The organism is Vibrio sp. PNB23_22_6, from assembly GCF_052877535.1.
On record NZ_JBNFXP010000001.1, the window covers coordinates 63,013 to 87,316 of the forward strand.

General features: G+C 43.8%; 22 protein-coding genes and 1 pseudogene. All 23 read left to right on the forward strand.

Annotated features, from left to right (window positions below):
• The first annotated feature begins 381 nt into the window (after positions 1-381).
• Positions 382-584: pseudogene (locus tag ACVA54_RS00295) on the forward strand (AlpA family transcriptional regulator).
• Positions 585-782: 198 nt separating this feature from the next.
• On the forward strand, positions 783-1,076 hold the full coding sequence (locus tag ACVA54_RS00300) for a hypothetical protein (RefSeq protein ID WP_446649290.1): 294 nt from the start codon (positions 783-785) through the stop codon (positions 1,074-1,076).
• Between the two features lie 9 nt (positions 1,077-1,085).
• Positions 1,086-1,268 carry a hypothetical protein gene (locus ACVA54_RS00305; protein WP_446619801.1) on the forward strand — a complete coding sequence of 61 codons (183 nt, stop codon included), beginning with the start codon at positions 1,086-1,088 and terminating at the stop codon, positions 1,266-1,268.
• Positions 1,269-2,106: 838 nt separating this feature from the next.
• Positions 2,107-2,505 carry a hypothetical protein gene (locus tag ACVA54_RS00310; protein WP_119463793.1) on the forward strand — a complete coding sequence of 133 codons (399 nt, stop codon included), beginning with the start codon at positions 2,107-2,109 and terminating at the stop codon, positions 2,503-2,505.
• A gap of 9 nt (positions 2,506-2,514) precedes the next feature.
• Positions 2,515-4,233, forward strand: a complete 1,719-nt coding sequence (locus ACVA54_RS00315; RefSeq protein WP_446619800.1) for a polysaccharide biosynthesis/export family protein — start codon at positions 2,515-2,517, stop codon at positions 4,231-4,233.
• Between the two features lie 5 nt (positions 4,234-4,238).
• A complete protein-coding gene (locus ACVA54_RS00320) occupies positions 4,239-5,024 on the forward strand; it encodes an ABC transporter permease (protein ID WP_446600920.1) in 786 nt (261 codons plus the stop codon).
• A 235-nt stretch (positions 5,025-5,259) separates the two neighbouring features.
• Positions 5,260-6,645, forward strand: coding sequence for a lipopolysaccharide biosynthesis protein (locus ACVA54_RS00325; RefSeq protein WP_446649291.1), 1,386 nt, complete (start codon positions 5,260-5,262; stop codon positions 6,643-6,645).
• An 18-nt stretch (positions 6,646-6,663) separates the two neighbouring features.
• Complete coding sequence (gene rfbA / locus ACVA54_RS00330; protein WP_446619798.1) at positions 6,664-7,584, forward strand: glucose-1-phosphate thymidylyltransferase RfbA; 921 nt, start codon at positions 6,664-6,666, stop codon at positions 7,582-7,584.
• Between the two features lie 90 nt (positions 7,585-7,674).
• Entirely contained in the window at positions 7,675-8,250 is a 576-nt protein-coding gene (gene rfbC / locus ACVA54_RS00335; RefSeq protein WP_119463798.1) for a dTDP-4-dehydrorhamnose 3,5-epimerase, read from the forward strand.
• Entirely contained in the window at positions 8,247-9,125 is an 879-nt protein-coding gene (locus ACVA54_RS00340) for a glycosyltransferase family 2 protein (RefSeq protein WP_446649292.1), read from the forward strand. The genes rfbC and ACVA54_RS00340 overlap by 4 nt, the downstream gene beginning before the upstream one ends.
• A complete protein-coding gene (locus tag ACVA54_RS00345) occupies positions 9,122-10,093 on the forward strand; it encodes a glycosyltransferase family 2 protein (RefSeq protein ID WP_446649293.1) in 972 nt (323 codons plus the stop codon). The genes ACVA54_RS00340 and ACVA54_RS00345 overlap by 4 nt, the downstream gene beginning before the upstream one ends.
• Positions 10,071-11,039: a dTDP-4-dehydrorhamnose reductase gene (gene rfbD / locus ACVA54_RS00350; protein ID WP_446619795.1), complete on the forward strand. Its 969-nt coding sequence runs from the start codon at positions 10,071-10,073 to the stop codon at positions 11,037-11,039. Before ACVA54_RS00345 ends, rfbD begins: the two co-directional genes overlap by 23 nt.
• Before the next feature lie 145 nt (positions 11,040-11,184).
• On the forward strand, positions 11,185-12,303 hold the full coding sequence (gene rfbB, locus ACVA54_RS00355) for a dTDP-glucose 4,6-dehydratase (RefSeq protein WP_446649294.1): 1,119 nt from the start codon (positions 11,185-11,187) through the stop codon (positions 12,301-12,303).
• Positions 12,300-14,459 carry a glycosyltransferase family 2 protein gene (locus ACVA54_RS00360; RefSeq protein ID WP_446649295.1) on the forward strand — a complete coding sequence of 720 codons (2,160 nt, stop codon included), beginning with the start codon at positions 12,300-12,302 and terminating at the stop codon, positions 14,457-14,459. The genes rfbB and ACVA54_RS00360 overlap by 4 nt, the downstream gene beginning before the upstream one ends.
• A 6-nt stretch (positions 14,460-14,465) precedes the next feature.
• On the forward strand, positions 14,466-15,425 hold the full coding sequence (locus tag ACVA54_RS00365; protein WP_446649296.1) for a hypothetical protein: 960 nt from the start codon (positions 14,466-14,468) through the stop codon (positions 15,423-15,425).
• Positions 15,426-16,439 carry a glycosyltransferase family 2 protein gene (locus ACVA54_RS00370; RefSeq protein ID WP_446649297.1) on the forward strand — a complete coding sequence of 338 codons (1,014 nt, stop codon included), beginning with the start codon at positions 15,426-15,428 and terminating at the stop codon, positions 16,437-16,439.
• Positions 16,440-16,783: 344 nt separating this feature from the next.
• On the forward strand, positions 16,784-17,608 hold the full coding sequence (gene galU, locus ACVA54_RS00375) for a UTP--glucose-1-phosphate uridylyltransferase GalU (protein ID WP_446649298.1): 825 nt from the start codon (positions 16,784-16,786) through the stop codon (positions 17,606-17,608).
• A complete protein-coding gene (locus ACVA54_RS00380) occupies positions 17,605-19,380 on the forward strand; it encodes a glycosyltransferase family 2 protein (RefSeq protein WP_446649299.1) in 1,776 nt (591 codons plus the stop codon). The genes galU and ACVA54_RS00380 overlap by 4 nt, the downstream gene beginning before the upstream one ends.
• Positions 19,377-20,411 (forward strand): sulfotransferase family 2 domain-containing protein, encoded by a 1,035-nt coding sequence (locus ACVA54_RS00385; RefSeq protein WP_446649300.1) that lies wholly within the window; start codon positions 19,377-19,379, stop codon positions 20,409-20,411. Before ACVA54_RS00380 ends, ACVA54_RS00385 begins: the two co-directional genes overlap by 4 nt.
• A gap of 26 nt (positions 20,412-20,437) precedes the next feature.
• A complete protein-coding gene (locus ACVA54_RS00390) occupies positions 20,438-21,094 on the forward strand; it encodes an ABC transporter ATP-binding protein (RefSeq protein ID WP_446649301.1) in 657 nt (218 codons plus the stop codon).
• A gap of 46 nt (positions 21,095-21,140) precedes the next feature.
• Positions 21,141-22,871 (forward strand): SLC13 family permease, encoded by a 1,731-nt coding sequence (locus tag ACVA54_RS00395; protein WP_446649302.1) that lies wholly within the window; start codon positions 21,141-21,143, stop codon positions 22,869-22,871.
• Between the two features lie 41 nt (positions 22,872-22,912).
• A complete protein-coding gene (gene cysD, locus ACVA54_RS00400; protein ID WP_446619785.1) occupies positions 22,913-23,827 on the forward strand; it encodes a sulfate adenylyltransferase subunit CysD in 915 nt (304 codons plus the stop codon).
• An 84-nt stretch (positions 23,828-23,911) separates the two neighbouring features.
• Entirely contained in the window at positions 23,912-24,268 is a 357-nt protein-coding gene (locus ACVA54_RS00405; protein WP_446600938.1) for a four helix bundle protein, read from the forward strand.
• Positions 24,269-24,304 lie beyond the last annotated feature (36 nt).

Here is a 24,304-nt window from a genome sequence, read left to right on the forward strand (position 1 = left end):
GGTTAGACTGGTGGGGTATCAGGTGGGGTACCAAGTCTCAAAATTAGTTTTTTGGGGGTACCAAAGGAACTGTTCAACTTTCCCATAGCCGCATCAGCCATTAATGTGATAATGATAACATTTACTAGTAAATGCGAATAGTAGAAACGAGATCGTTAGAAAGTAGTAGGTGTTGCCTGATTTGGTAAGGGACTCCGCCTCCTGAAGGAAAGTCAATATATAAATTACGTCAAAATCGTTATTCGTTCGAGCGTGATCGCAAAACGGTAAGCAAATTACTTTTCAGGTAAGTAGGCTCGCTAGGGTATTGAATAAATAAAGCCAACTAGAGCCAAGCTTTATTCGTTTGGCATTCAGTATTGTTGATTGCGGGTGAACCTCATGAGATTTATAAAATTGGAAGAAGTAAAAGAAAAAACCGGATTAAGTCGCTCGGCTATCTACAGAAAAATGAACGATGACACTTTCCCTAAGTCAGTCTAGGTGACCGTGCGGTTGCCTGGTTAGAAAGTGAAGTAGATGATTGGATGGAAAGTCTTGTACTAAAGCGAAAAGCAGGAGAGGAGCGATATCCTCAGGGTTGATGATGAGATTGTTGTGAATTGGTTGACGAGAGCACAGTAACATTAATGCTGCACAGTGCATGTCGATGATAGAGATCTGTTGTGGAATGATTTTCTTGCCTCCCTTTAACGGAGGAGGGTAAACAGAAAGACGCGTAAGTTGATATTTGCCTAGTTATTTCATCACCATCTATTAGAGTGCGTTGGGAATGCCAAGCCGTGTACATCCGTCCTAACATCAACACGAGGCGCCAAACCAAGCAAGCCGACGAAAGCTATCTTAGCCACGGTGAGCGCAAGCATTGGGTGTGTGAAACGTATTTCCAAGAAATGGGAGTGCGATGTCCAATGCAAGCCGGTGTCGCACACGGTAAAGCGCATTACCAATACATTGCCAACGCGCTTAATATCATCAAAGCGGAGAGCAAAAAACGCGACTATGCCGTACGTTTGATGATTTCGAAGTTACTTGGGCATCATCGAGTGACTATTACCAATGCATATCTTGGCTAGAGGGGCTCTGTGAACGCACACACCAAAAAGCAAGTCCTGACGATCATGGCGCCGTACCACAAGCGCGGTATCTCTTATCGTAAAAAACAAGTCAAACGCTTGCTGATGATCTTGGATGATATTTTCAAGCATGAGCCCTATGTGGCAGAGCAGCTAAAACGAGTAGGGCGACGACAAATTATCGGTTACTAGGAGCGCACGAAGCATGAGAGTGCACAGGTTCGCAAAGAGAAGTACGCCATCTTGAAGCGGTTTCTGGAGAAACAACGTCATTTTTCTTGGTCTCTATGAATAGACCTTTTATCTTCAAGGGCATGCACCCCGACAACACCATCAAACAATTCTTCGAACGACAGGGCACCTGCATCGTGTATCCTGGCTTAATTGCCACGGCGTTAATGGAGCTAGCCATTCTTATTACAAATTTCGTTTGCCTCGTCTCATCTGGTTTTATACCCACGTAATATTAAAATTAATGATTTATAAGCTCTTACCAATTTAAGCTATTTGTTGCTTAATGTTGCGTTTTTTTTGCTGGTTAAATATTGCACCTAGTTCGAAAAATTTTGTTATTTTGGTGTTTTATTTCTAGAGAGTTATTTTTATGTTTTTTATGTTTTTTATGTTTTTTATGTTTTTTATGTTTTTGTGTTAACTAGTTGAGAATGCAATGATTGTGCGCCATGCGTTGCGCCTTTATAAGTCTTTTATAACTTTTAATACCCTCTCTATTGTGATAATCTCCTGCCGTTTTTTGCGACCTCTATTCCAATGTTTTAGAAAGTTGAAGCCGCACGACTCTTGTTCCATTTGTACGTTTGGAAAAACGGAAGTGGAAGCCCGTTAGAGTAAACGTCCACAAAATGGATAAACAGATAGTAATGCCAATGCGTTTAATGAATAGCGCGGAAACAATCAACGGGCGGTAGCGTAGCTAAAACAGACATCTTCAGGTGTCGCTAATAATATTGCTTTAAATATGCGTTAAATGAATAGCGCGACAACAATCATCGGGCGGTAGCGTACCTAAATGAAACCAAAGAACACCATAAAGCGCGTATTATTTGTATTTTCTTTAATCACTACACTTAGCGCATGTGCAAGCAAACCGAGAGAAGTGGTTGCTGAACGTCCTTTAGTTGCTCAGTCTTTTGTAGATATTCCAGGCGAAAAAATCCCTGCGAAATATTGGGAGCAGTTAAACCAGGCGAATATCACGACCATTATGCATCCTCAATATCATCAAATTATCTTAGGTAAACCTTATATCTCTGCACTAGGAACGCAATGCAGAGAAATATACATTCAGTATGGGAAGCAAGGTCGTACGCAAGTTGCGTGCGCGGTTATTGATGGTTTGTCATCTAACGCAAATGAATGGCGCTTAATGCCCGTGTTAGAGAGTGGCGTTAAGACTATCGCTTTATAAGGTTAAAAGATGAACAACATTCGTTTACTTTCTGTATCACTAGCATTGCTGGCTTTCAAGGTTACGGCATCAGGCATAAGCTCGGGCTTATTAACAAACAGCAACTTTACCTCACAACCGTCGAAAAGTGTCATCGCGCCAAACCAAAGTTTGGAACAGGGTGAGTACTCTGTTGAAAACCGTCATGATGTGTTGTTACCAGGGGAAGTTGATGTCAAAAAGCTTTTACCATCCTCGGGCGATTCGCAAGTGCCACCTTATGGTGCGAATCTTTTTGCGGGCGGGTATGAGACAGAGCGAGTCGATGGTCTAAACGATAACTACCTCATTGCTCCAGGAGATAAAATCAATCTTTGGTTGTGGGGCGCGGTGAATTATTCCAATGTCATGACGGTCGATAATCAAGGTAATATCTTTGTGCCAGAGGTTGGGCCAATCCAAGTTGCCAATATACAAGCAAGCCAAGTTAACGCATTGGTGACAAAAAAGATTAAGCAAGTGTACACAAACAACGTCAATGTCTACGTCAACTTGTTAACCGCAACGCCGGTAAGTGTGTATTTAACAGGCCCAGTAATACGCCCAGGCCAATACGCAGGCATGGCGTCAGACTCCATTCTTTATTTCTTAAAGCGTGCCGGTGGTATCGATAGTGAACGTGGCAGTTATCGAGAAATACAAGTTCTGCGTAATCGCAAAGTGATCGCCAGCATCGATCTCTACGATTTTATTCAACAAGGTCATTTGTCATCACCGAGCTTTAAAGATGGCGATGTGATTTTGGTTAAACCACAAAAAGCGACGATTACCGTCACTGGCGGAGCAAGAAACCCATTTCGATTTGAGCTTGAACAGTCGATAGAAACAGGAAAACAACTGTCAGCGTATGCGAAACCATTGGCGAAAGTATCGCATGTTGGCATCGTAGGTAATCGTAGCCATGGTCCGTTCTCTTTATATATGGACTATCAAGCATTTCAAAACTTTGAGCTAAAAGATGGCGACAAAGTTTTGTTTAATGATGATCTGCATGCTCAGGTTATCGATGTGCAAGTGTCAGGCAGTTACCTTGGCCCATCCTACTTTGCCGTCAATAAGCGCACGCGTCTGCACGATTTACTCAGCAATATTGAGATAGATCCTCTCCTTGCCGATTATCAATCGATCTATTTGTTACGCCCAAGTGTGGCGAAAAAGCAAAAAGAGATGATTGATGAGTCATTAAATCGCTTAGAACGCAGCATCTTTACTGCACCAGCATCGTCGGATGGTGAAGCCGCGATACGCGCGAAAGAAGCGGAAATGGTGATGTTGTTTACCGAACGTGCTCGCAAAATCCAGCCTCTTGGCAAAGTCATCGTTGCCGATCAAGGTGCGATCGCGAATATCCTTTTGGAACAGGGCGACACCATTGTGATCCCGAGCAAGACGGACTTAATTCAAGTCGGCGGAGAAGTGTTGATGCCTCAAGCTGTGGTTTTCAACCCAGAAGCCACACTGGATGATTACATTGCTTGGGCTGGTGGCTTTACAGATCGAGCAGAAGACAACCGAATTGCGATTGTTCGTGCGAATGGTTTGGTGGAATTTGAAAGCGACACGCCAATTCAACAAGGCGATCAAATTCTAGTATTGCCGAAAGTCGATACTAAGACCATGCAAGCGGTGAAAGACATCACGCAAATCATTTATCAGATTGCGGTTGCTGCGAACGTTGCGATTAAATAACAATCATGGCAAAAGTAATCAAACGTAGCGTATTACAGGTATGGGCGGACGTGGTGTTCGCCATCTTCCTGCGGGAGATCAAAAGTACCTTTAGCGACAAATTTGGCCTGAGCTGGGCATTGATCTCACCGATGATCATGATCACCGTCATGGTGTTGATCCGTAACCCATTTGACGGTGGCAACACACACAGTATGCCAACCGTATTCTTTGTGGTTTATGGCGTAGTGTTAGTGCAGTTTTTCCTTGGGACACTAGAAAAAACCGCCACCGCCATCCAAAAAAATAAGCCCTTGTATGCGTTTAGACAAGTGCAACCAATCAGCTCTTTGATTGCAATCAGCGGGTTTGAACTGCTCAACAAGTTCGCACTGTTACTCTTACTTGCCGTGTTGGCTTATCTGCTTCAATTTGAGCCAAAGATTGCCGATCCGTTATCTGTGCTGACAACAATATTTAAAGTATGGCTATTGGCGTTATCACTAGGGACGTTATTTGCGCTGGCGAGTTGCTTTGTCCCTGAAGTCAATAAAGTGAAATCCATCTTAACCAGACCACTGTTTTTTATTTCAGGCATCTTTTTTAGCTTACAAGACATCCCACGAGAATACTGGCCGTACTTAGATTGGAACCCATTACTTCATGCAGTGGAACTGGCCCGTTACTACGCTTATCCCGCTTATGGCAAGGTTGGCGTGAGCGAGTTCTACCTTGATATCGCCACCATAGGATTACTGACATTGGCCTTGTGTTGCTACCAAATCAGTTGGAAGCAAGCCATTAGCCGCTAAAAGGCATAAGGAGAAAGGGACAAGGTACAAGTGTCGCTTCGCTCCTAAAGTAGAAAGGTGAAAGAGACGCTGCGCTCCTAAAGGTTAAAGAAAAAACAAAAGTAAGAGCAGAAGCAAAAGTAAATTGAAAAGATAAAGCAGAAAACCACAGTTTAAGGCTCAAACTAAAGATGAGTCAGCCATCGTCGTTCCGAAAATGGAAGACGCACTATTCGAACGCTGAAAAGAAAGCAAGATGACAACGCAAACAGTAGAACAACGATTTCAAGCGTTACGACAAACGCTTAAACCAGCCGAATTTACCAGTATTGAATTTTTAGTCGCTAAAGCTCAGCAGATTGAAGCCACAGACCCTGAACTGGCACAGCGTATATTAGTGCGTGTAACTAACTTGAAAAAGCAAGTGAATAGCGGCGAGGTACAAAAGCACAAGGAGCAAGGAAGCAAGGCAAAAGTAGAGAGCAGCAAGATGAAACAAGACGGCAAAAAAGCCAAGCAAAGTAAGCTTGCGCCTTTAGCCTTGTTACTTGAGCCTGTATTTAGACGTCCTTATATCGCTTTAGTGGTTATCCCAACCCTTATTTTTGCAATATACCAAACTTTTTGGGCGTCTGAACGATACGTCAGTCGCGCGCAAGTGATCGTCCAACAGCCGGATGGTATGGCAACCATGGATGCCTCCATGGCAGTTTTAACTGGATTAGGCGTATCCAATACTGGCGTGGCGGATACGGAACTGGTTAAGGCGTATATCTTATCGAACGACATGCTTAAGTATCTTAACGAGAAGTTAGATATCGTTACCCATTTTAGCCAATCCAACATCGATTGGTTTAGCCGCATTGACGAAGAAGAATCATGGGAAGCCGTTTACGAGTACTACCTAACTCGGATAGACATTTACATCGACTCAAATTCCAACATCGTGCATGTAGAGACACAAGCGTTTGATCCCGAGTTTGCAAACCGCTTAACGCAAACCATCGTGGAGCGTGCGGAGTGGTACATTAACTCCATCGGCCATCAGCTTGCCAATGCCCAATTAGCGTTTATTCAAAAAGAACACACTAATATCGAGCGAAAATTACAAGATGCCCAAACCAAACTGTTAAGGTTTCAGCAACAATATAACTTGCTCGATCCAACGGCTGAAGGGGCGGCAATGCAGCAGATCACTTATGGATTGGAAGGGCAAATTTCTGCCAAAGAAGCCGAGCTGAAAAGCCTGAGTGCCATGATGAGCAGCCAAGCGCCGCAAGTGCTCTCAGTGAAAAATACCTTAGCCGCACTAAAAAGCCAGTTAGATAAAGAACGAGCGAAATTATCGAACACCGAAAACCACGCAATGTCGGTCAGTGAGATTTTAACGTTATACACCGATCTCAAGGTAAAAATGGAGTTAGCACTTCAAGCTTATACTTCATCACAGATTTCATTGGAAAAGTCTCGAATAGAAGCCTATCGCCAACTGAAATACCTTGTTGTTGTAGAGGCGGCCACAGAGCCGCACCAAGCCAAGTACCCAGATGTGTTTTATAACATTACGTTGTTTGGCGTTATTGCAACCATGTTATTTGTGATTGGTCGCATCGTGCTCTTGACCATTCAAGAGCTGAAATAAATATATTGAGGAATAGAAATGCCAACGTCACGCGCATGTAGTAACCCGCTTAACCGTAAAGGGATCATCCTTGCTGGTGGTTCTGGTACGCGACTGTACCCAATCACCAAAGTCGTAAGCAAACAATTGATGCCAGTTTACGATAAGCCAATGATTTATTACCCAATTGCCAATTTAATGATGGCTGGGATCCACGAGATTTTGATCATCTCCACACCTCAAGAAATCCATCGTTTCCAGAACTTATTAGGCGACGGATCTCGTTGGGGTATTAAGTTTGAATACTGCGTCCAACCCTCTCCAGACGGCTTAGCACAAGCATTTATTTTAGCGGAAGACTTTCTTGCCGGTTCACCAGCGGCGCTAGTCCTTGGTGATAACCTATTTTATGGTCACGATTTACCGCAACTGCTTAATAAAGCGAACCGTCAAGAGCAGGGCGCAACGGTGTTTGGTTACCATGTTGCGAACCCAACGTCTTACGGCGTGGTGGAATTTGATGCTAACGGCCGAGTGTTATCAATAGAAGAAAAGCCACAACAACCGAAATCGAATTATGCGGTTCCGGGCATGTATTTCTTCGACAACCGTGTGGTCGAGTTCGCCAAAAATGTGAAACCATCACCACGTGGTGAGCTAGAAATCACGGATGTGATTGACCAGTACCTTAAAGCAGAAAATTTGCGCGTCGAGATCATGGGGCGCGGTACCGCATGGCTGGATACCGGAACATTGGATGACCTATTAGATGCCGCCATCTACATTCGTGCGATAGAAAAGCGCCAAGGGCTAAAAGTCAACTGCCCTGCAGAAGTAGCGTACCGTATGGGGTACATTGATGATGCGCAAATCGCTCAAATTGCACAGGACAAAATCAAATCAGGGTATGGTCAATACTTGATGGGGATCCTAGAGCAGCCATTACAAGTCAGCGCCTAAACGCAAACTTTCCACTCATTATTAAAATCATCACTCATCCGCAATGCCATCAATCATCGCGGATGAGCTTTTCATGTCGAGCAGTCAAAAATGAAATTCATTGAAACAGCGATCCCAGACGTTAAGATCATCGAACCACAAGTGTTTGGTGATGATCGTGGCTTTTTTATGGAAACGTTCCGTAGCACCTTATTTGATCAAAACTGTCATCCGCGTCATTTTGTGCAAGAGAATCACAGTAAGTCAAATCACGGTATTCTGCGCGGCCTGCATTACCAAACGGAAAACACACAAGGTAAATTGGTTCGTGTCACCAAAGGCGAAGTGTTTGATGTTGCGGTTGACATGCGAGCTGGTTCTCCAACGCTTGGTCAATGGGTTGGGGTATTGTTATCCGCAGAAAACAAACGCCAACTCTGGGTGCCGGAAGGGTTTGCACACGGTTTCTACGTGACATCAGAAGAAGCCGAATTTGTCTACAAATGTACCGATTATTATAACCCAGCTGCAGAAGTGAGCATCCGTTGGGATGACCCACAATTAGCGATTGAATGGCCATTATTAGACGGCCAACAGCCGCAATTGTCAGCGAAGGACGAACAAGGGCTTAGCTTTGCCTCCGCACCTCGTTGCGTGGTTGCTCAAGAGCTTGCTGTATCATCGTGACCCTATTTATTTCAGTCATCTCGCATGATCATGATCACATTATTGAACAACTAGAAACGTTAGCACGGCTTGCTACTTACCCTCAGATAAAAGTGATTTTTCGTGATAACGTGAAATCGCAGGAATTACAGACTTATTGCGAAAGCATCGGTATTCAATATCACAGTAACGACAAGCCGTTAGGCTTTGCTGCTAACAACAACCTCAATTTTTTGCTAGCGCTGGCCATGGGGCTTTCTGGTGAGGACTATTTCCTCCTGTTGAACCCTGATGTTGAGATCTCCGATCTAACGATCAAGCATCTGCTTAGCACATTGGCACAGAGTAACTTGCCAATGATGGCGCCAAACTTGTTTCTCGATAGATCGTTTAGGCTTGCAGATGACAATCTGAGAAGATTCCCAACATTTGGCACGTTCTTGAAAAATTACCTGCTTCGTAGTCGTAGCTCGGTCGTTGACAGAACACTGCCAACAGATGGGGAAACATTTTGGGCCAGTGGTGCATTTCTTGTAGTGAAAGCTCACGTCTATCAGCACTTAAATGGGTTAGATGAACGATATTTCATGTACTGTGAAGATATTGATTTTTGTTTCAGAGCATTACAAGAGGGTATCAAGGTAAGTTACTTGCCGGACATTATTGCGATCCATTATCGCCGATGCGCAAGCAGAAGGTTTGGTTCACGATTGTTTTTTCATCATGTCAAAAGCACGATTACTTATGAACTCACTCGTCGTAATTGGCAACGTTCGTGGCACAGAAAAAGCAATCCTATCACTGTCTCCGCAAGTACTGGGACCTCAAGCAAAGGGGCGGTGTTAGATAGCGCCAATCTTGTAGCAGAGGCGAGCACGGTAGATAAGCAGTCATGAACTCAACATTGAATATTGCAGCCATGGTGATTCACTATCACCCGACCGAGCAAGACTGGGAGAATACGTATTATCTCAGTCAATTTGTTCCAGTCTTGGTCGTTGATAACAGTGAGCCCCATGGTCGCCAGCAGAATGACTCCAAGGCCACTCAAGTAGAAATTAATGCGCCGAGTGATGCTTGCACATACCCCATAGTGATAATAGAAAACGGGATGAATCGCGGGGTTGCGAAAGCGCTCAACCAAGGGATTGGATACTGGCAATCCAAGAACATAGATTGGTGTTTTCTGTTCGATCAAGACAGCAAAATCTCTCAAAATTTTGTTCAAGAAATGCTGAGTCCGATTCTAGAAAGCCAGCCGCAACAAATGAACAATGTTGCGGCTTGGGTTCCCAAGTACTTTGCGACAAACCTCAATGGTTATGGCAGTGCAATTCAGGTGAGCAAATGGCGGATTAAACGTTCGTCGGTTTGTCATATAGATGGCCAAGAGGTGAAGAGCAACGGTTTATCCGTGTCTTATGCCATTACATCCGGATCGCTTATTAATATGAACGTGTTCGATGCTATCGGCATTCATGACGAGTCGCTGTTCATTGACTTTGTCGACATTGAATGGGGGTTGCGTGCCAATGCGAAAGGGTACGGGATACGGATGAACACCGACGCAACATTAACTCACGAGCTAGGTGGCGAGCCGATAAAGTGGTTGGGTAAACGCGTTGTGAACCACTCACCTATGCGCCACTACTACTATTTTCGTAATGTATGTCACTTATTAAAGATGCCACACATTCCAACCGTCTGGAAACTCACTGAGTTGTACAAGCTTCCTCTCCGGTTTGGCTTTTATGCCCTATTGGGCACTCAGAGAAAGCAACACGTTAAAGCCATGCTGAGCGGCTTAAAAGATGGTCTGAATAACAAAACAGGTAAAAGAAATGAAAGTACTGATCACCGGTAAAGGCGGTCAACTCGCATGGGAGCTGGAGCAAACGGCGCCTGCCCATGTTGAGTTGGTCAGCTTCGATGCGCAGCAACTCGATATAACCAATCAAGCACAAGTAAATGAGATAGTGCTTGCTCATGCTCCAGATATCGTGATCAATGCTGCTGCCTATACGGCCGTGGATAAAGCCGAAACCGATCAAGAAACCGCCTTTGCGGTGAACGAGAAAGGCAGTGAGTACTTAGCGCTAATCTGCAAAGAAATAAACGCCAAGCTTATTCATGTCTCGACCGATTTTGTGTTTGATGGCACGAAAACGACACCATACCAAGTCGATGATACGCCAAATCCCATTAACGTCTACGGCGAGTCCAAACTTCAGGGTGATTTAAAAATCAGTCAAATCCTTGGGCATCAAGCCACGATCATTCGTACGGCTTGGGTTTACTCGGCACACGGTAATAACTTCGTTAAAACCATGCTTCGCCTAATGGCAGAAAAAGAGCAACTTGGCATCGTCTACGATCAAGTTGGCACGCCAACCTGGGCAAAAGGCCTAGCGCAGATGATCTGGCAACTCATTGAGAAGCAAGGGACAAGGAACAAGGCGCAAGGTGCAAGTGAAAAAAACGTAGCGTCTTTAACCCTTGAGCCTTCAAGCGAAGCGCCCTTAACTCTTAAACCTGCAGCTACGCTGCTGCACTGGACAGACGCTGGCGTGGCCTCTTGGTACGATTTCGCGGTCGCGATTCAAGAACTCGCGATAGAAAAAGGCATGCTAGATAAGGCGATTCCCATTCGCCCAATCCCTGCGAGCCATTACCCAACGCCTGCTAAGCGACCAAGCTTTAGCGTCATCGACAAAAGCACGGCAGAGAAAGCCAGCGGGGTAGAAACCAAGCACTGGCGAGCGCAGCTATCCGCCATGCTGGATGAACTAAAACTGCAGGTTCAAGGCTAAAGTGAAAAGGGTGTCGCTTCGCTCCTTCAAGGGAAACGAAACAAATAAGCCAAGTTATTGTTGAAATACAATATCAAGCGCTTATTTCTTGCACCTTGCTCAACTTTCAACTTTCAACTTTCACTTTCAACGTTAATTGCAAAAAATGAAAACAAGAAACATATTGGTAACAGGCGGCGCTGGTTTTATTGGCGCTAACTATGTGCTTTATTGGCTGGAAAATAATCCACAAGATAAAGTGGTGGTATTGGATGCGCTGACGTATGCAGGTAACCGCGCGAATCTTGCATCGGTAGAACAACATCCGAACTTTATTTTTACCCATGGTGACATTTGCGACACTAATCTAGTAGAGAAACTGCTCAAAGAACATCAGCTGGACACTATTGTACACTTTGCAGCAGAATCTCATGTAGACCGTTCAATCACGGGCCCAGATGCGTTTATCGAAACCAACATCTTGGGAACTTACAGCCTACTAAAAGCGGCAAAAAAAGTCTGGATTGATGAACCAAAAGCGGAAGGAAAATCACCTTTAGCTCACCGTTTCCATCATGTCTCTACAGATGAGGTGTACGGCACTCTCGCTCCAAACGATCCTGCGTTTACTGAGCAAACGGCTTATGCGCCAAACTCGCCATACTCGGCATCAAAGGCAGCATCAGACCATCTAGTACGTGCTTACCATCATACCTATGGATTAGAGGTAACGACCTCAAACTGCTCAAACAACTACGGGCCTTACCACTTCCCTGAAAAGTTGATCCCACTGATCATCACCAACATTTTGCACAACAAACCACTGCCAATTTACGGTGATGGTCAGCAAATTCGTGACTGGTTATACGTAGAAGATCACGCTCGCGGCATTGAGCTGGTATTAAACAAAGGCCAAGTCGGCGAGAACTACAACATCGGCGGCCACAATGAATGGGCGAACATCGATATTGTAAAAGTCGTGTGTAAGCTAATGAACGAATACTTCAGCAACGAAGGTACTTCCCTTGAATCTTGCACCTTGAACCTTGCTCCTGCAATGCTTAAAGAGAAATTCCCTGAGGCCACTTTAGCTGCTGAAAGTAGAACTGAAGAGCTGATCACTTACGTCACCGACCGTGCCGGCCACGACCGTCGCTACGCGATTGATGCGACCAAAACCAATAACGAACTTGGCTATAAGCCAGCAGAATCGTTTGAAACAGGGATCAAGAAAACCGTAGAGTGGTATTTGGGTAATGAAGATTGGTGGAGTAAATTGCTGTGATAAACGTGTTGTCAAAACTATTTAAGAAAAAATCATCAGTATCTGAAGTTGTCATTGATCATAGCTTTGATCAGGGCGTTTATGACGTCATCAACGAATCGGGACTTTTTGATGAAGGTTTTTACACTAGCCTTATAGATACAATTTTGCCTTATGAGACACCACTGGCTCACTTTGTTGCTATTGGTCATGCACAAAAACTATCACCATGTGCTCATTTTTCCACTGCCTATTATTTGGCACAGAACGCTGATGTAAAAGAAGCTGGCATGAATTCGCTAGCTCATTACATTAAACATGGTGAAGCAGAGGGACGTTGTCCTAATGCCTACTTTAATCCACATCGTTACTTAGAGCTTAACCCAGATCTAGCTCAATTCGATAAGACGTTGCTCCTCCACTATATGGTATTTGGTCGTGATGAGGGGAGACGCTTTATCTACCCAGCTATAGTGCAACAGGAAGTAAACGATGATCCTTATGCCAAATGGATTCATGCGAATGAATGCGAAACCTACCATCAAATAAAGTGTGGATTAGAAAGCTTTAAGCATAATCCACTTATATCGATTGTTGTTCCTGTATACAATCCAGATGAGCAATTGTTGATAGATTGCATTGAGTCGGTGTTGGCGCAATCTTATACCAATTGGGAATTGTGTTTGGCTGATGATAAATCACCTAAACCTCATGTTCGTAAGGTACTAAAAGCGTACGCCCGTAAAGAAAGTCGCATAAAGCCAATTTTTCGTTCGAAGAACGGTCACATTTCTGCTGCAAGTAATAGTGCATTACAAGAAGCTCGTGGAGAGTGGATAGCACTTCTCGATCATGATGATGAATTACATCAGCATGCTTTGTTCCATGTTGTTAACGCGATCAATGAACAACCTAATGTTGAACTTATCTACAGTGATGAGGACAAAATCGATCAATCAGGCAAGCGTATAGACCCGCACTTCAAATCGGATTGGAATTTAGATCTGCTTTATAGCCAAAACTACGTTTCGCATCTTGGTGTCTATAAAACGGATATCGTTAATAAAATCGGCGGATTACGTTTAGGTTTCGAAGGCAGTCAAGACTATGATTTGCTATTGCGTTATTCACGTGAAATTGATCATGCCAATATTGTTCATATACCAAAAGTACTTTACCACTGGCGTATGGTTGAAGGCTCAACGGCGTTAGGTTCTGGTGAAAAATCGTATACGACAGATGCTGGTATTAAAGCGTTAGAAGATCATTTTGAAGCGCTAGGTAAGTCAGTTAGCGTTGAGATGGGTAAGCACGATAACATCTATAAAGTGAACTGGGCCATTGAGAATGAGCCATTAGTTTCGCTGATTATCCCTACATATAATGGTTATGAGATCACTAAGCAAGCGATCGATTCTATTATTGAAAAATCAACCTATCGTAATTTTGAAATTTTACTTGTTGACAATAATTCGAATGACCCAACGGCCTTGGAATATTTTGCAGCGATTGACCAACACGATAAAGTTAAAGTACTGCGTTACCCATATCCATTTAATTATTCAGCGATCAACAACTTTGCCGCTAAGCAAGCCAATGGCGAGATCATTGGTTTAATTAATAATGACGTAGAAGTGATAAACCCTGAGTGGTTAACTGAGATGGTATCTCACGCGCAGCGTGAAGATGTAGGTTGTGTTGGCGCAATGCTTTATTACCCGAACGATACCATTCAACATGCGGGAGTGATTATTGGTATTGGTGGTGTTGGCGGGCATTCGCATAAACATTTCAAGCGTGGCGATCATGGTTACTTTAGCCGTTTGAACATTGTACAAAATTTATCAGCGGTTACGGCGGCATGTTTGCTTGTACGTAAATCAGTTTTTGATGAAGTGAACGGCCTAAATGAAGAAGAGTTAACCGTCGCTTTCAACGATGTGGATTTTTGTTTGAAAGTGCAGGCGGCAGGTTATCGTAACCTATGGACGCCTTATGCTGAGCTATACCACCATGAATCTATCAGTCGTGGTGCAGAAGATAATCCTGAGAAGATAGCTCGATTTAATCAAGAAATCAAATACATGTTAGAAACGTGGCAAACAGATAAGAAACAAGATCCTTGCTATAGCGTTAATTTAACAAAGACTAGAGAAGATTTTACGGTGGAAGTGTAATAAGTTATGGGTATTGAACAGCTAGAAAATAAAGGCTTTGCCTTTCTAAATACAGAAAATATCAATGTTGATAAACGACAAATAGTTATTGTGGGAAGCGCTCGTGGTGGAACGTCTCTTGTAGCAGGAGCATTGCACCATTTAGGGATCTTTACGGGTGAAAAGAGCAATGCCCCTGTCTTTGAAGATGTTTTGTTGAGTGAAGCTTTCGAAAACAATGATATAGAGTTAGCAAAAGAGATTTCACAAAAATATACAAACGATCACGATGTATGGGCATGGAAACGTCCCGCAGCACTAAACTACTTAGATAAGGTAGAAGAGGTTATTCCAAACCCTTTTTATATCTATATTTTTAAGGATATCTTTGCTATAGCAAATCGAAATAGTATTTCTATGCAATCAGATATTAGTAAGGGGATGCAACAAGCGTTAATAGATTATGGTAAAATTGTTGATTTTATTTCTAAGTCTGACAAGCCGATAATGCTTGTATCCGCAGAAAAAGCGCTGCAAAACAAAGCTGATTTTGTTAATGCTCTTGTTGAGGCTAATAAAGAGTTTTTGGGTGAATTAATTCCAATTGATAATGCGATTAATTTCATTGAACCTAACTCAAAGCAATATCTTGATGCAACTAGGATAACAAAAGCTGAGGGGCGAGTTGATTTGGTATCTGACACTAAAATTATTGGGTACGCCATGCATGTTCATAATAAGAATAAGCCAGTTATTGTTGAGCTTTATTTAGGTAATGAGATATACCGTTCTGTAATAGCTGATGAATATAGACTGAATATACATGAGTGTGGTAAGCACCCGACAGGGAAGTGTGGTTTTTCGTTTGAAATAGATAAGGTGCTAAGAGAGGCTGAACAGCAAATTACTATCAAAGTGAAAGATGAAGTAACAGAATTAAATAACGGTAAATTTAATATTATAGATGCTCAGAAGCTTCAAAGTTAAATGAAAGTACATGTGTATTTGCTTTGCTATAACGAGTCTGAAATTATTGAAAGCGTTATACGCTATTATGAGCAGTTTTGTTCAAAGATCTTTATTCTAGACAATTATTCAACAGATAATTCAGTAGAAATAGCCAAAAAATTTTCTAAGGTAACTGTGATTCCGTGGAGTTCTGGTGGGAAAATCGATCAAAAACTTTATGTAAAACTAAAGTCGACGACTTTTAAGAGTTACAGTCGTGTTGGGGGCCAATATACAACTGAAGTGGCTGATTTTGTGATTTGTTGTGATATGGATGAAATTTTATACCATCCTAATATATTAGAGGTTCTAAGTAAATATAAGGATGAGGGGGTTACCGTTCCTCATATTACGGGTTTTAACATGTATGGAGAAAATACAGTTTCCCCTTATAAGCCAATCTTCGACCAGTATGTATATGGGGCTAGAGCGGTTGGTTTTGATAAAAGAATAGTTTTTTCATCTGATTTTGATATGTCTTACTCTGTTGGTTGTCATCCAAAGGGTGTGGGATTTGAATATATGAAAAATACTTATGGTTATAAGGCGTCGAATAAATACCCTTTAGCTTTGTTACATTATAAATGGATTGGAACAAGACAAATGAGCACAGCGTTGAAAAACGTTGATAGATTGCCAGTTGGACAAGTTAAAAAGGTCGGAAAGCGTTATATTGGTTTAGGTGCTCATTATCAAGCCATAGTCGATGGTGCGATAGTCGTCAATAAAATTGATACAAGAGTCATTGATGATAATGGAGTAGTCTTATTTGAAAATTTTCTTCCTACGACTGGAGAGGCTGGGATGAATTCTTCTCGAGCGACTATATTTCAAGAGGATGTTGATGTTTTAAGAGATCTGGCGATTAGTTGTGAAAATGATAAATTAGAAGATTCATACAAGCTAATGAAAATTGCTCATAAAGCAAGGCCAGATGGACCTTTTATAAGGCAAAAAATAAATGAATATGAGACTAAATTAAAAATTTTATAACCTAAGGAATTAAGAACCTATCCCACAAGATAAATGGGGTCAGAGTCAATTAACGGCTTAGCTTGACTCTAAGTATTTATCAAGGATGATTTTATTGCTTTTGGCCCTCAAAGCGTTGTCTGTTTTCTAGCATGCTGATGTTGTTTCTTAGATAGTGGTCGGAATTCACTCTGACCCTATTTGAGAGGTATCTATGCCAAGAAAGCCAAGATTTGCGCCGTTGGGGTTGCACAACATGTTATTCAACGTGGTAACAACCGACAAGTTTGCTTTTGCAATGATGAAGATATGCTGGCGTATCTTGAGTGGTTAAAAAACATGCTAATAATAAATTAGAAATTATTATGATTAAAAAATGCTTATTCCCGGCAGCTGGCTACGGCACCCGCTTTTTGCCGGCCACCAAATCCATGCCAAAAGAAATGATGCCCGTCGTCAATAAGCCGTTAATTGAATACGGCGTAGAAGAGGCCATTCAAGCGGGCATGGATGGCATGTGCATTGTTACCGGTCGTGGCAAGCACACGCTGATGGATCACTTCGATAAAAACTACGAATTGGAACATCAAATCAGTGGCACAGATAAAGAAGCCCTATTAACCGATATACGTCGCTTAATTGATTCTGCCCATTATACCTATATTCGCCAACGTGAAATGAAAGGCTTAGGTCACGCTATTTTAACAGGGCGTGAATTGGTGGGCGATGAACCGTTCGCGGTGGTACTGGCAGATGACCTTTGTGTCAACGAGGGCGACGGTGTACTAGCACAAATGGTGGCGCTGTATAAACAGTTCCGCTGCTCGATTGTTGCCGTACAAGAAGTGCCAGAGTCAGAAACGCATAAATACGGCGTGATCTCTGGCGAGATGATCAAAGAGGATTTGTACCGTGTGGATAACATGGTTGAAAAACCAGAAGCAGGTACGGCGCCTAGCAATTTGGCGATCATTGGCCGCTATATTTTAACGCCAGACATCTTTGAATTGATTGAGCAAACCGAACCGGGCAAAGGCGGAGAAATCCAAATTACCGATGCATTATTGAAGCAAGCTCACAACGGTTGCGTATTAGCGTATAAATTCAAAGGAAAACGTTTTGATTGCGGCAGTGTAGAAGGGTATATAGAGGCCACCAACTACTGTTTTGAAAATCTCTACAAAAAATGAATAAGTTGAAATCGTTATTGCCGGCCTCTGTGATTCATGCACTCAAACGGCAGGACTGGGCGATTCGGGCTTATCAACGTTGGGGCTTGAAACAAGCCCCAATTCATGGCTTGCACCATTACGAGTTGATTTGCGCTCAGCAAACGAATTTATTGGTGGGTTTGCCGTCAGTTGATTCAACTACTGCATTTTCCATTGTGGTGCCCGTTTATAAACCCGATCTTGCTTTGCTGCGCGAGATGGTGCAATCGGTGCAAGCGCAAACTTACCATCACTGGCAGTTGATTTTGGTCGATGATGGCAGTGCATCTGAATCACTGACCGAACTGCTCAACCAGCTAAAATCAAACAAGATCCAAGTGGTGGTTAGGCATCAAAACGGCCACATCTCAGCGGCGTCTAACTCTGGCCTTCAAGTGGCGACAGGCGAGTTTGTGGTGTTGCTAGATCAAGATGATCTGCTTCACCCAGAGGCGTTAAAATGCATGGCGCATTATATTGCGCAGCACCCTAACGCCAATGTGCTTTACAGCGATGAAGACAAAATCGATGCACAGGGTAAGCGTAGCGAGCCGCACTTTAAGCCGCGCTTTAACCGTGATTTGCTTTATTCGCATAACTACATATCACACCTTGGTGTGTATCGCCGTAGTTTGCTAGAGCAGATCGGTGGCTTTCGAGAGGGGCGAGAGGGCAGTCAAGATTACGACTTGCTATTGCGGTGTGTGGCGCACTCTGAACCTGAGCACATTGTGCATGTGCCGTATGTGCTTTACCATTGGCGAGCGATTGCTGGCTCGACCGCGCTAGCAGAGAGTGAAAAAAGCTACGCGCAACAAGCTGGCCTTGCCGCGTTGAGGGATCATCTTGCCGATACTGGTGCAACAGTCAGTGAAGGTAAATTGGCCAATACCTACAAAATCACGTGGCCAGTGCCAGATCCAATGCCCTTGGTGTCGATCATCATCCCGACCAAAAATGGTACTGAGTTGGTGAAACAATGCATTGACTCTTTGTATCGTTTAACCACGTATCCCCATTTTGAGGTGCTGTTGGTTGACAATGGTTCGGATGATGCAAACGCGTTGGCCTATTTTGCTCAGTTAACTGAGCAAGGTAAGGTGCGTTTGCTTAATTACCCACACCCATTTAATTATTCCGCGATTAATAACTTTGCCGTGGCGCAAGCGAAGGGAGAGTATTTGGTGTTGATGAATAACGACATCGAAATCCTTTCTCCTAACTGGCTAAGCGAAATGGTGGGGCATTTAGCAAGGCCAAATGTTGGCTGCGTGGGGGCTAAGCTTTATTATCCCAACGGCACCTTACAACATGCTGGGGTGATCACTGGTTTGGGTGGCGTGGCTGGTCACTCTCATAAGCATTTCCTAGGAGAGCATCCGGGTTACTTTAAACGCTTACAACTGACGCAAGATCTTTCTGCCGTCACAGCGGCGTGTTTAGGTGTGCGCAAAGCGGTGTTTGAACAGGTCGGTGGCTTAAACGAGCGCGATTTAACCGTGGCGTTTAATGATGTTGATTTTTGCTTAAAGGTCGATCAGGCTGGTTACCGGAACATCTGGTCACCCTACATGGAAATGGTGCACCATGAGTCCATTAGCCGAGGCCATGAAGACACACCAGAAAAGCAAGCGCGTTTCGCCAAAGAAATAGAATACATGAAACAGACTTGGGGGGATCGTTTACTTGATGATCCGCATTACAGCCAATGGTTAACCCTAGACCGAGAAGATTTTAGTTACCGAGTATGATCCGTCAATTTTTAAAAAAACAAATACCACAACCATCGTATGGCACAAGCGACGTCGTTGAACCGATAATTGAAGTCGAACCGACCATTAAGCCACTGTTTTTTGTCCATATCCCGAAAACCGCCGGCACTAGCTTTCGTAAGGCGCTAGAGGCGATGCAGCCAATGGAAACGGATTACGGTGCAACAGCGTGTGAAACGTCACCTCTAGTGCGCACACACATGCATGATGAGGTGAATCCTTATGCGCTGAAACAAGCGATGATGGCAAGCCCTTTCGCGTTAACCGGACATGTTCATATTCAAAAATATGCCGACTTTTTTGATGTACGTAACATCGTCACTTTCGTCCGAGAGCCGATTGGGCAAATTGTGTCTCACTACAATCATTTTGTGACTCATAATGGACTTAGCGGTGACTTTGTTAAATTCTACCGTTCGGCGCAGTTTCGCAACGTGCAGGCTAGGTACCTCAATGGATTTCCTATTACGTTGCTCGGGTTTACCGGCCTCACTGAACACTATAATGATTCGTTAGCCTTGATTAACCATGGTTTAGATCTCGAGTTGGCTCCGCTCAAGCAAAATATTGCGGCGAAAACACATCAAAAGAAAGAGGGGTTGCCCCAAGCGGTTTCTGATGAGTTAGTCAAACTTAACCAACAAGATATCCGTTTGTATCAACAAGCCCTCGAGTTGCACCATCAGCGCATGGTGCTGTTTGAGCAAGGTAAGCCCTGGGCCCATTTGTATGCGCATGTTAATCCAAATGATGTGTTGCATGGCTGCGCTTATTTTGCCTCAGGTGACGAGCCTGTGACGGTCGTGGTAAAAATAAACGGTGAAGAGCAGGCGATGCTAACCGCACAAGAGTATTGTGGTATGTTTCCTAAGTTTGTTTTTCCGCGCCAGCGTTATATTGGGTTCAGTTTGCCATTGGCGAAATGGCGCGAGGCTGGGATCCGCGAGTTAGAATTGATGGTGAGTACGACAGGGCAAACTTATCGTGTCGATTTGCCCGAGCAGTTTTAATTCAATATTTAACGTAGTAAATAACCATGATTACCCTATCTCACTTAACCAAGTATTACCCGTCAGATTTGGGTAAGCAATACATCTTTCAAGATCTCAGTTTTATTTTTCCTGCAGGGCATAACATCGCCCTGTTAGGCTCCAATGGTGCAGGTAAATCCACGTTATTTCGTATCCTCGCGGGGAGTGAATACCCAAATAAAGGAAAGGTAATTTCTGATAACGCCATTTCTTGGCCGGTCGCATTGGCAACAGGGATCCACCCACAAATGACGGGGCGAGAGAACACACGCTTTATTGGTCGTGTGAATGGCGTGGCGGATCTGGATGCGTTTGAGGAAAAAGTAAAAGCCTTCGCCGAGCTCGGCTTGAAATACGATTTGCCGGTAAAAACTTACTCTAGCGGTATGCGGGCTCGGTTAACGTTTGGTTGCTGTATCTCGATTGATTTTGATGTCTATCTGATTGATGAGGCCACCTCGGTCGGTGATGCTAAGTTTCGCCAAAAGGCCAAGCGAGCGCTGTTAGATAAAAGCCGAAATGCTAGCTTGATCATGGTCAGCCATGATATGAAAGAGATCCGTGAATTTTGTGACAGTGCGGTGATTTTGCATCAAGGTGAGTTAACCTTCTACGATGATTTGGAGCAAGCAATAACGGTCTACAACGGCTTAGGGAAATAGAATTTAGTACCTAGGACCTAGGTACTTCCATATCGAGAAATCCATCATGGATCAGTTTTCTGCATTTTTTGTTATCGTTTTATTTATTTTAACCATCGTTGGTTTAGTGCGTTATCAGGCGCAACCGGAACGGGTTTTTGGTGTGCTACTGCTTACCTTGTATTGCACCAACATGGTCACCACTGAGCAAGTGATTAACAGTTTCGCGAATAAAGGCTTGTTAACGTTAGTGTTGCTCATGGTATGCTCCATTGCCTTGGAGAAGACCAAATTATTGCGCCAAGTGGCGGCGTTTGTGGTTAAACCCAACTATGCGCAAACTTGGTTCCGCCTTTACAGTGTGACAGTGTTTTCTTCGGCGCTGCTGAATAATACCGCTGTGGTCTCTACCATGTTGGCCCCAATCCGAAATAATCCGCATCATGCGGCGAGTAAGTTGCTGTTGCCACTCTCTTATGCGGCAATTTTGGGAGGGACGCTCACGCTTATCGGCACCTCTACCAACCTTATCGTAAACAGCATGGTGCTAGATGTCGGTTTAGCGCCTCTCAAATTTTTTGATTTTACGTTAGTGGGCAGTGTTTTGGTATTGGGCTGTGGTGTGTTGTTATTTGGGGTGTCTCGGTTTCTACCAAACCATGCCAATGCAAAAACGGTCGCTGCCGATTACTTTACGGATGCGAAAGTTTTGGCATCTTCCTCTTTGATTGGACGTACCATCGAAGAGAACGGTCTTCGTAATCTGGAATCCTTGTTTTTGGCCGAGATCTTGCGTGATGGCCGGTTGATCTCTCCTGTCTCGCCTCAAGAAGTCATCGAAGAAAATGATCGGTTATTGTTTAGTGGCGACATTAAAAAAGTGACCTTACTCAACCAGTTTGACGGGTTAAGTTTGTTTGCCTATGAGAATGGATTACCGCTGCAAAATTTAACGGAAGTGGTGGTTCGCCCAGAGAGTTTATTGGCGGGAAAAACGCTGAAAGATGTCGGGTTCCGAGCCTTGTTTGATGCGGCGGTGGTTGCCGTAAAGCGCGATGGTAAAGCACTCTCGGGTAAGCTAGGGGACATTGAGCTAAACCCCGGAGATTACCTCATGCTGGCGGTCGGTAAAGACTTTCACTCACGACACAACTTGAGCAAAAACTTTTACTTTATTAGTGGGGTAGAGACAGAGCACCTGCTAACGGGGCCTAAAGCGCATTTGGCCACTTTTGGTTTTTTTACCGCGATCGCGTTAGCAGCATTAGAACTCGTGCCGCTTTTTCAAAGCATGCTGCTGTTACTCGGCATGCTACTATTAAGCCAATGTTTGTATGCCAATGAGGTGATTGCAAGGTTACCTCGGCAAATTTGGCTGATCATCGCTTCGGCACTGTTGCTCTCCCAGGCCCTGTCTAATACGCAAGCATTAGCGATGTTCAGCGGGGTTATCTCACAACATCAGCACGCGCTTAGTCCATTTTGGGGTTTGGTATTGGTTTATGTTTTCACTTGGCTCATTACCGAGCTGGTGACGAATAATGCCGCTGCGGCGCTGATGTTCCCGATTGCTTATGGGATGGCAATTAGCCTAGACAGTAATTTGCACAGTTTTATCTTGGCGGTCGCGTTTGGTGCGAGTGCCAGTTTTATTAGTCCTTACGGCTATCAGACCAATTTGATGGTGTACAGTGCCGGGCACTACACCTTGTCCGATTTTATCAAGGTCGGGCTTCCGATGAGTTTGCTTTACGGCAGCATTGTTATCTCTGCCATTGTCTATTTTTATGGGGTGTGATCGCTATGCCCCGCAGTTATTTGTTATAGGAAAGTTCTACAATGACGATTTCTCCAGAACGTATGACACATTTGAAACAGCTTGAAGCTGAGTCTATCCATATCATGCGAGAAGTAGCCGCTGAGTTTGATAACCCAGTGATGCTGTATTCGGTGGGTAAAGATTCTTCAGTCATGCTGCACTTGGCGAAAAAGGCCTTTGCGCCGGGAGTCCCTCCGTTTCCTTTGATGCATGTGGACACGACATGGAAGTTCAAAGAGATGATCGAGTTTCGTGACTACATGGCAAACAAGTTAGGCATGAAGCTGATTGTTCATCAAAACCCAGAGGGTTTGGCAATGGATATCAACCCATTTGTGCATGGTAGTTCAATGCATACCGATATCATGAAAACGCAAGGGCTTAAGCAGGCGTTGGATAAGTACGGTTTTGATGCGGCATTTGGTGGCGCACGCCGTGATGAAGAAAAATCGCGAGCAAAAGAGCGTGTTTACTCTTTCCGAGATGAGCATCACCGCTGGGACCCAAAAAACCAACGTCCTGAGTTGTGGAACATTTACAACGGTAAAGTACACAAAGGTGAAAGTATTCGAGTATTCCCACTCTCTAACTGGACGGAACTGGACATCTGGCAATACATTTACCTAGAGAACATCGAAATCCCAGGTTTGTACCTGTCGAAACTTCGCCCTGTGGTTGAACGTGATGGTATGTTGATCATGGTGGATGACGAGCGTATGGAATTGAAAGAAGGCGAAGTCGCAGAAGAGAAAATGGTTCGCTTCCGTACTCTGGGTTGCTACCCACTGACTGGTGCGGTGGAATCAGAAGCCACGACGCTACCTGAAATCATCCAAGAGATGTTGCTAACCACCACGTCTGAGCGCCAAGGCCGAGCGATTGACCACGACAGTTCTGGCTCAATGGAAAAGAAAAAGCGCGAAGGTTACTTCTAAAGCTTCTTTGTAGGTGAAAGGTTAAAGTCGCAAGGTAAAAGGAAAAGACCAAAATAGGGACATAAATAGAAGCAGGAGGCTAGGATGCGTTTTGAAGATCTAGAAGTATGGAAACGTTCTGCACGGTTATCGGCAGAAGTTTACAAATACTTTATGAAATTAAAGGATTTTGGTTTTAAAGATCAAATTACGCGCAGCTCATTGTCAATATCTTCAAATATTGCAGAAGGTTATGAGCGCAGGAGTGATAAAGAATTTATTAATTTTTTGTCTTATGCTCGCGGATCTAGCGGTGAACTGAGGTCTCAAATATATATAGGCATTGAGATCGGTTACATAGAAAGGCAAATAGGAAAAGCTTGGATTAAAGAAGCCGAAGAGATCTCAAGAATGATTTCAGGCCTGATGAAATCAAGATCAAAAGGTTTGATTAAAAGTTAGTTACTTCAAACTCTCCTTGAACCTTGAACCTTGAAC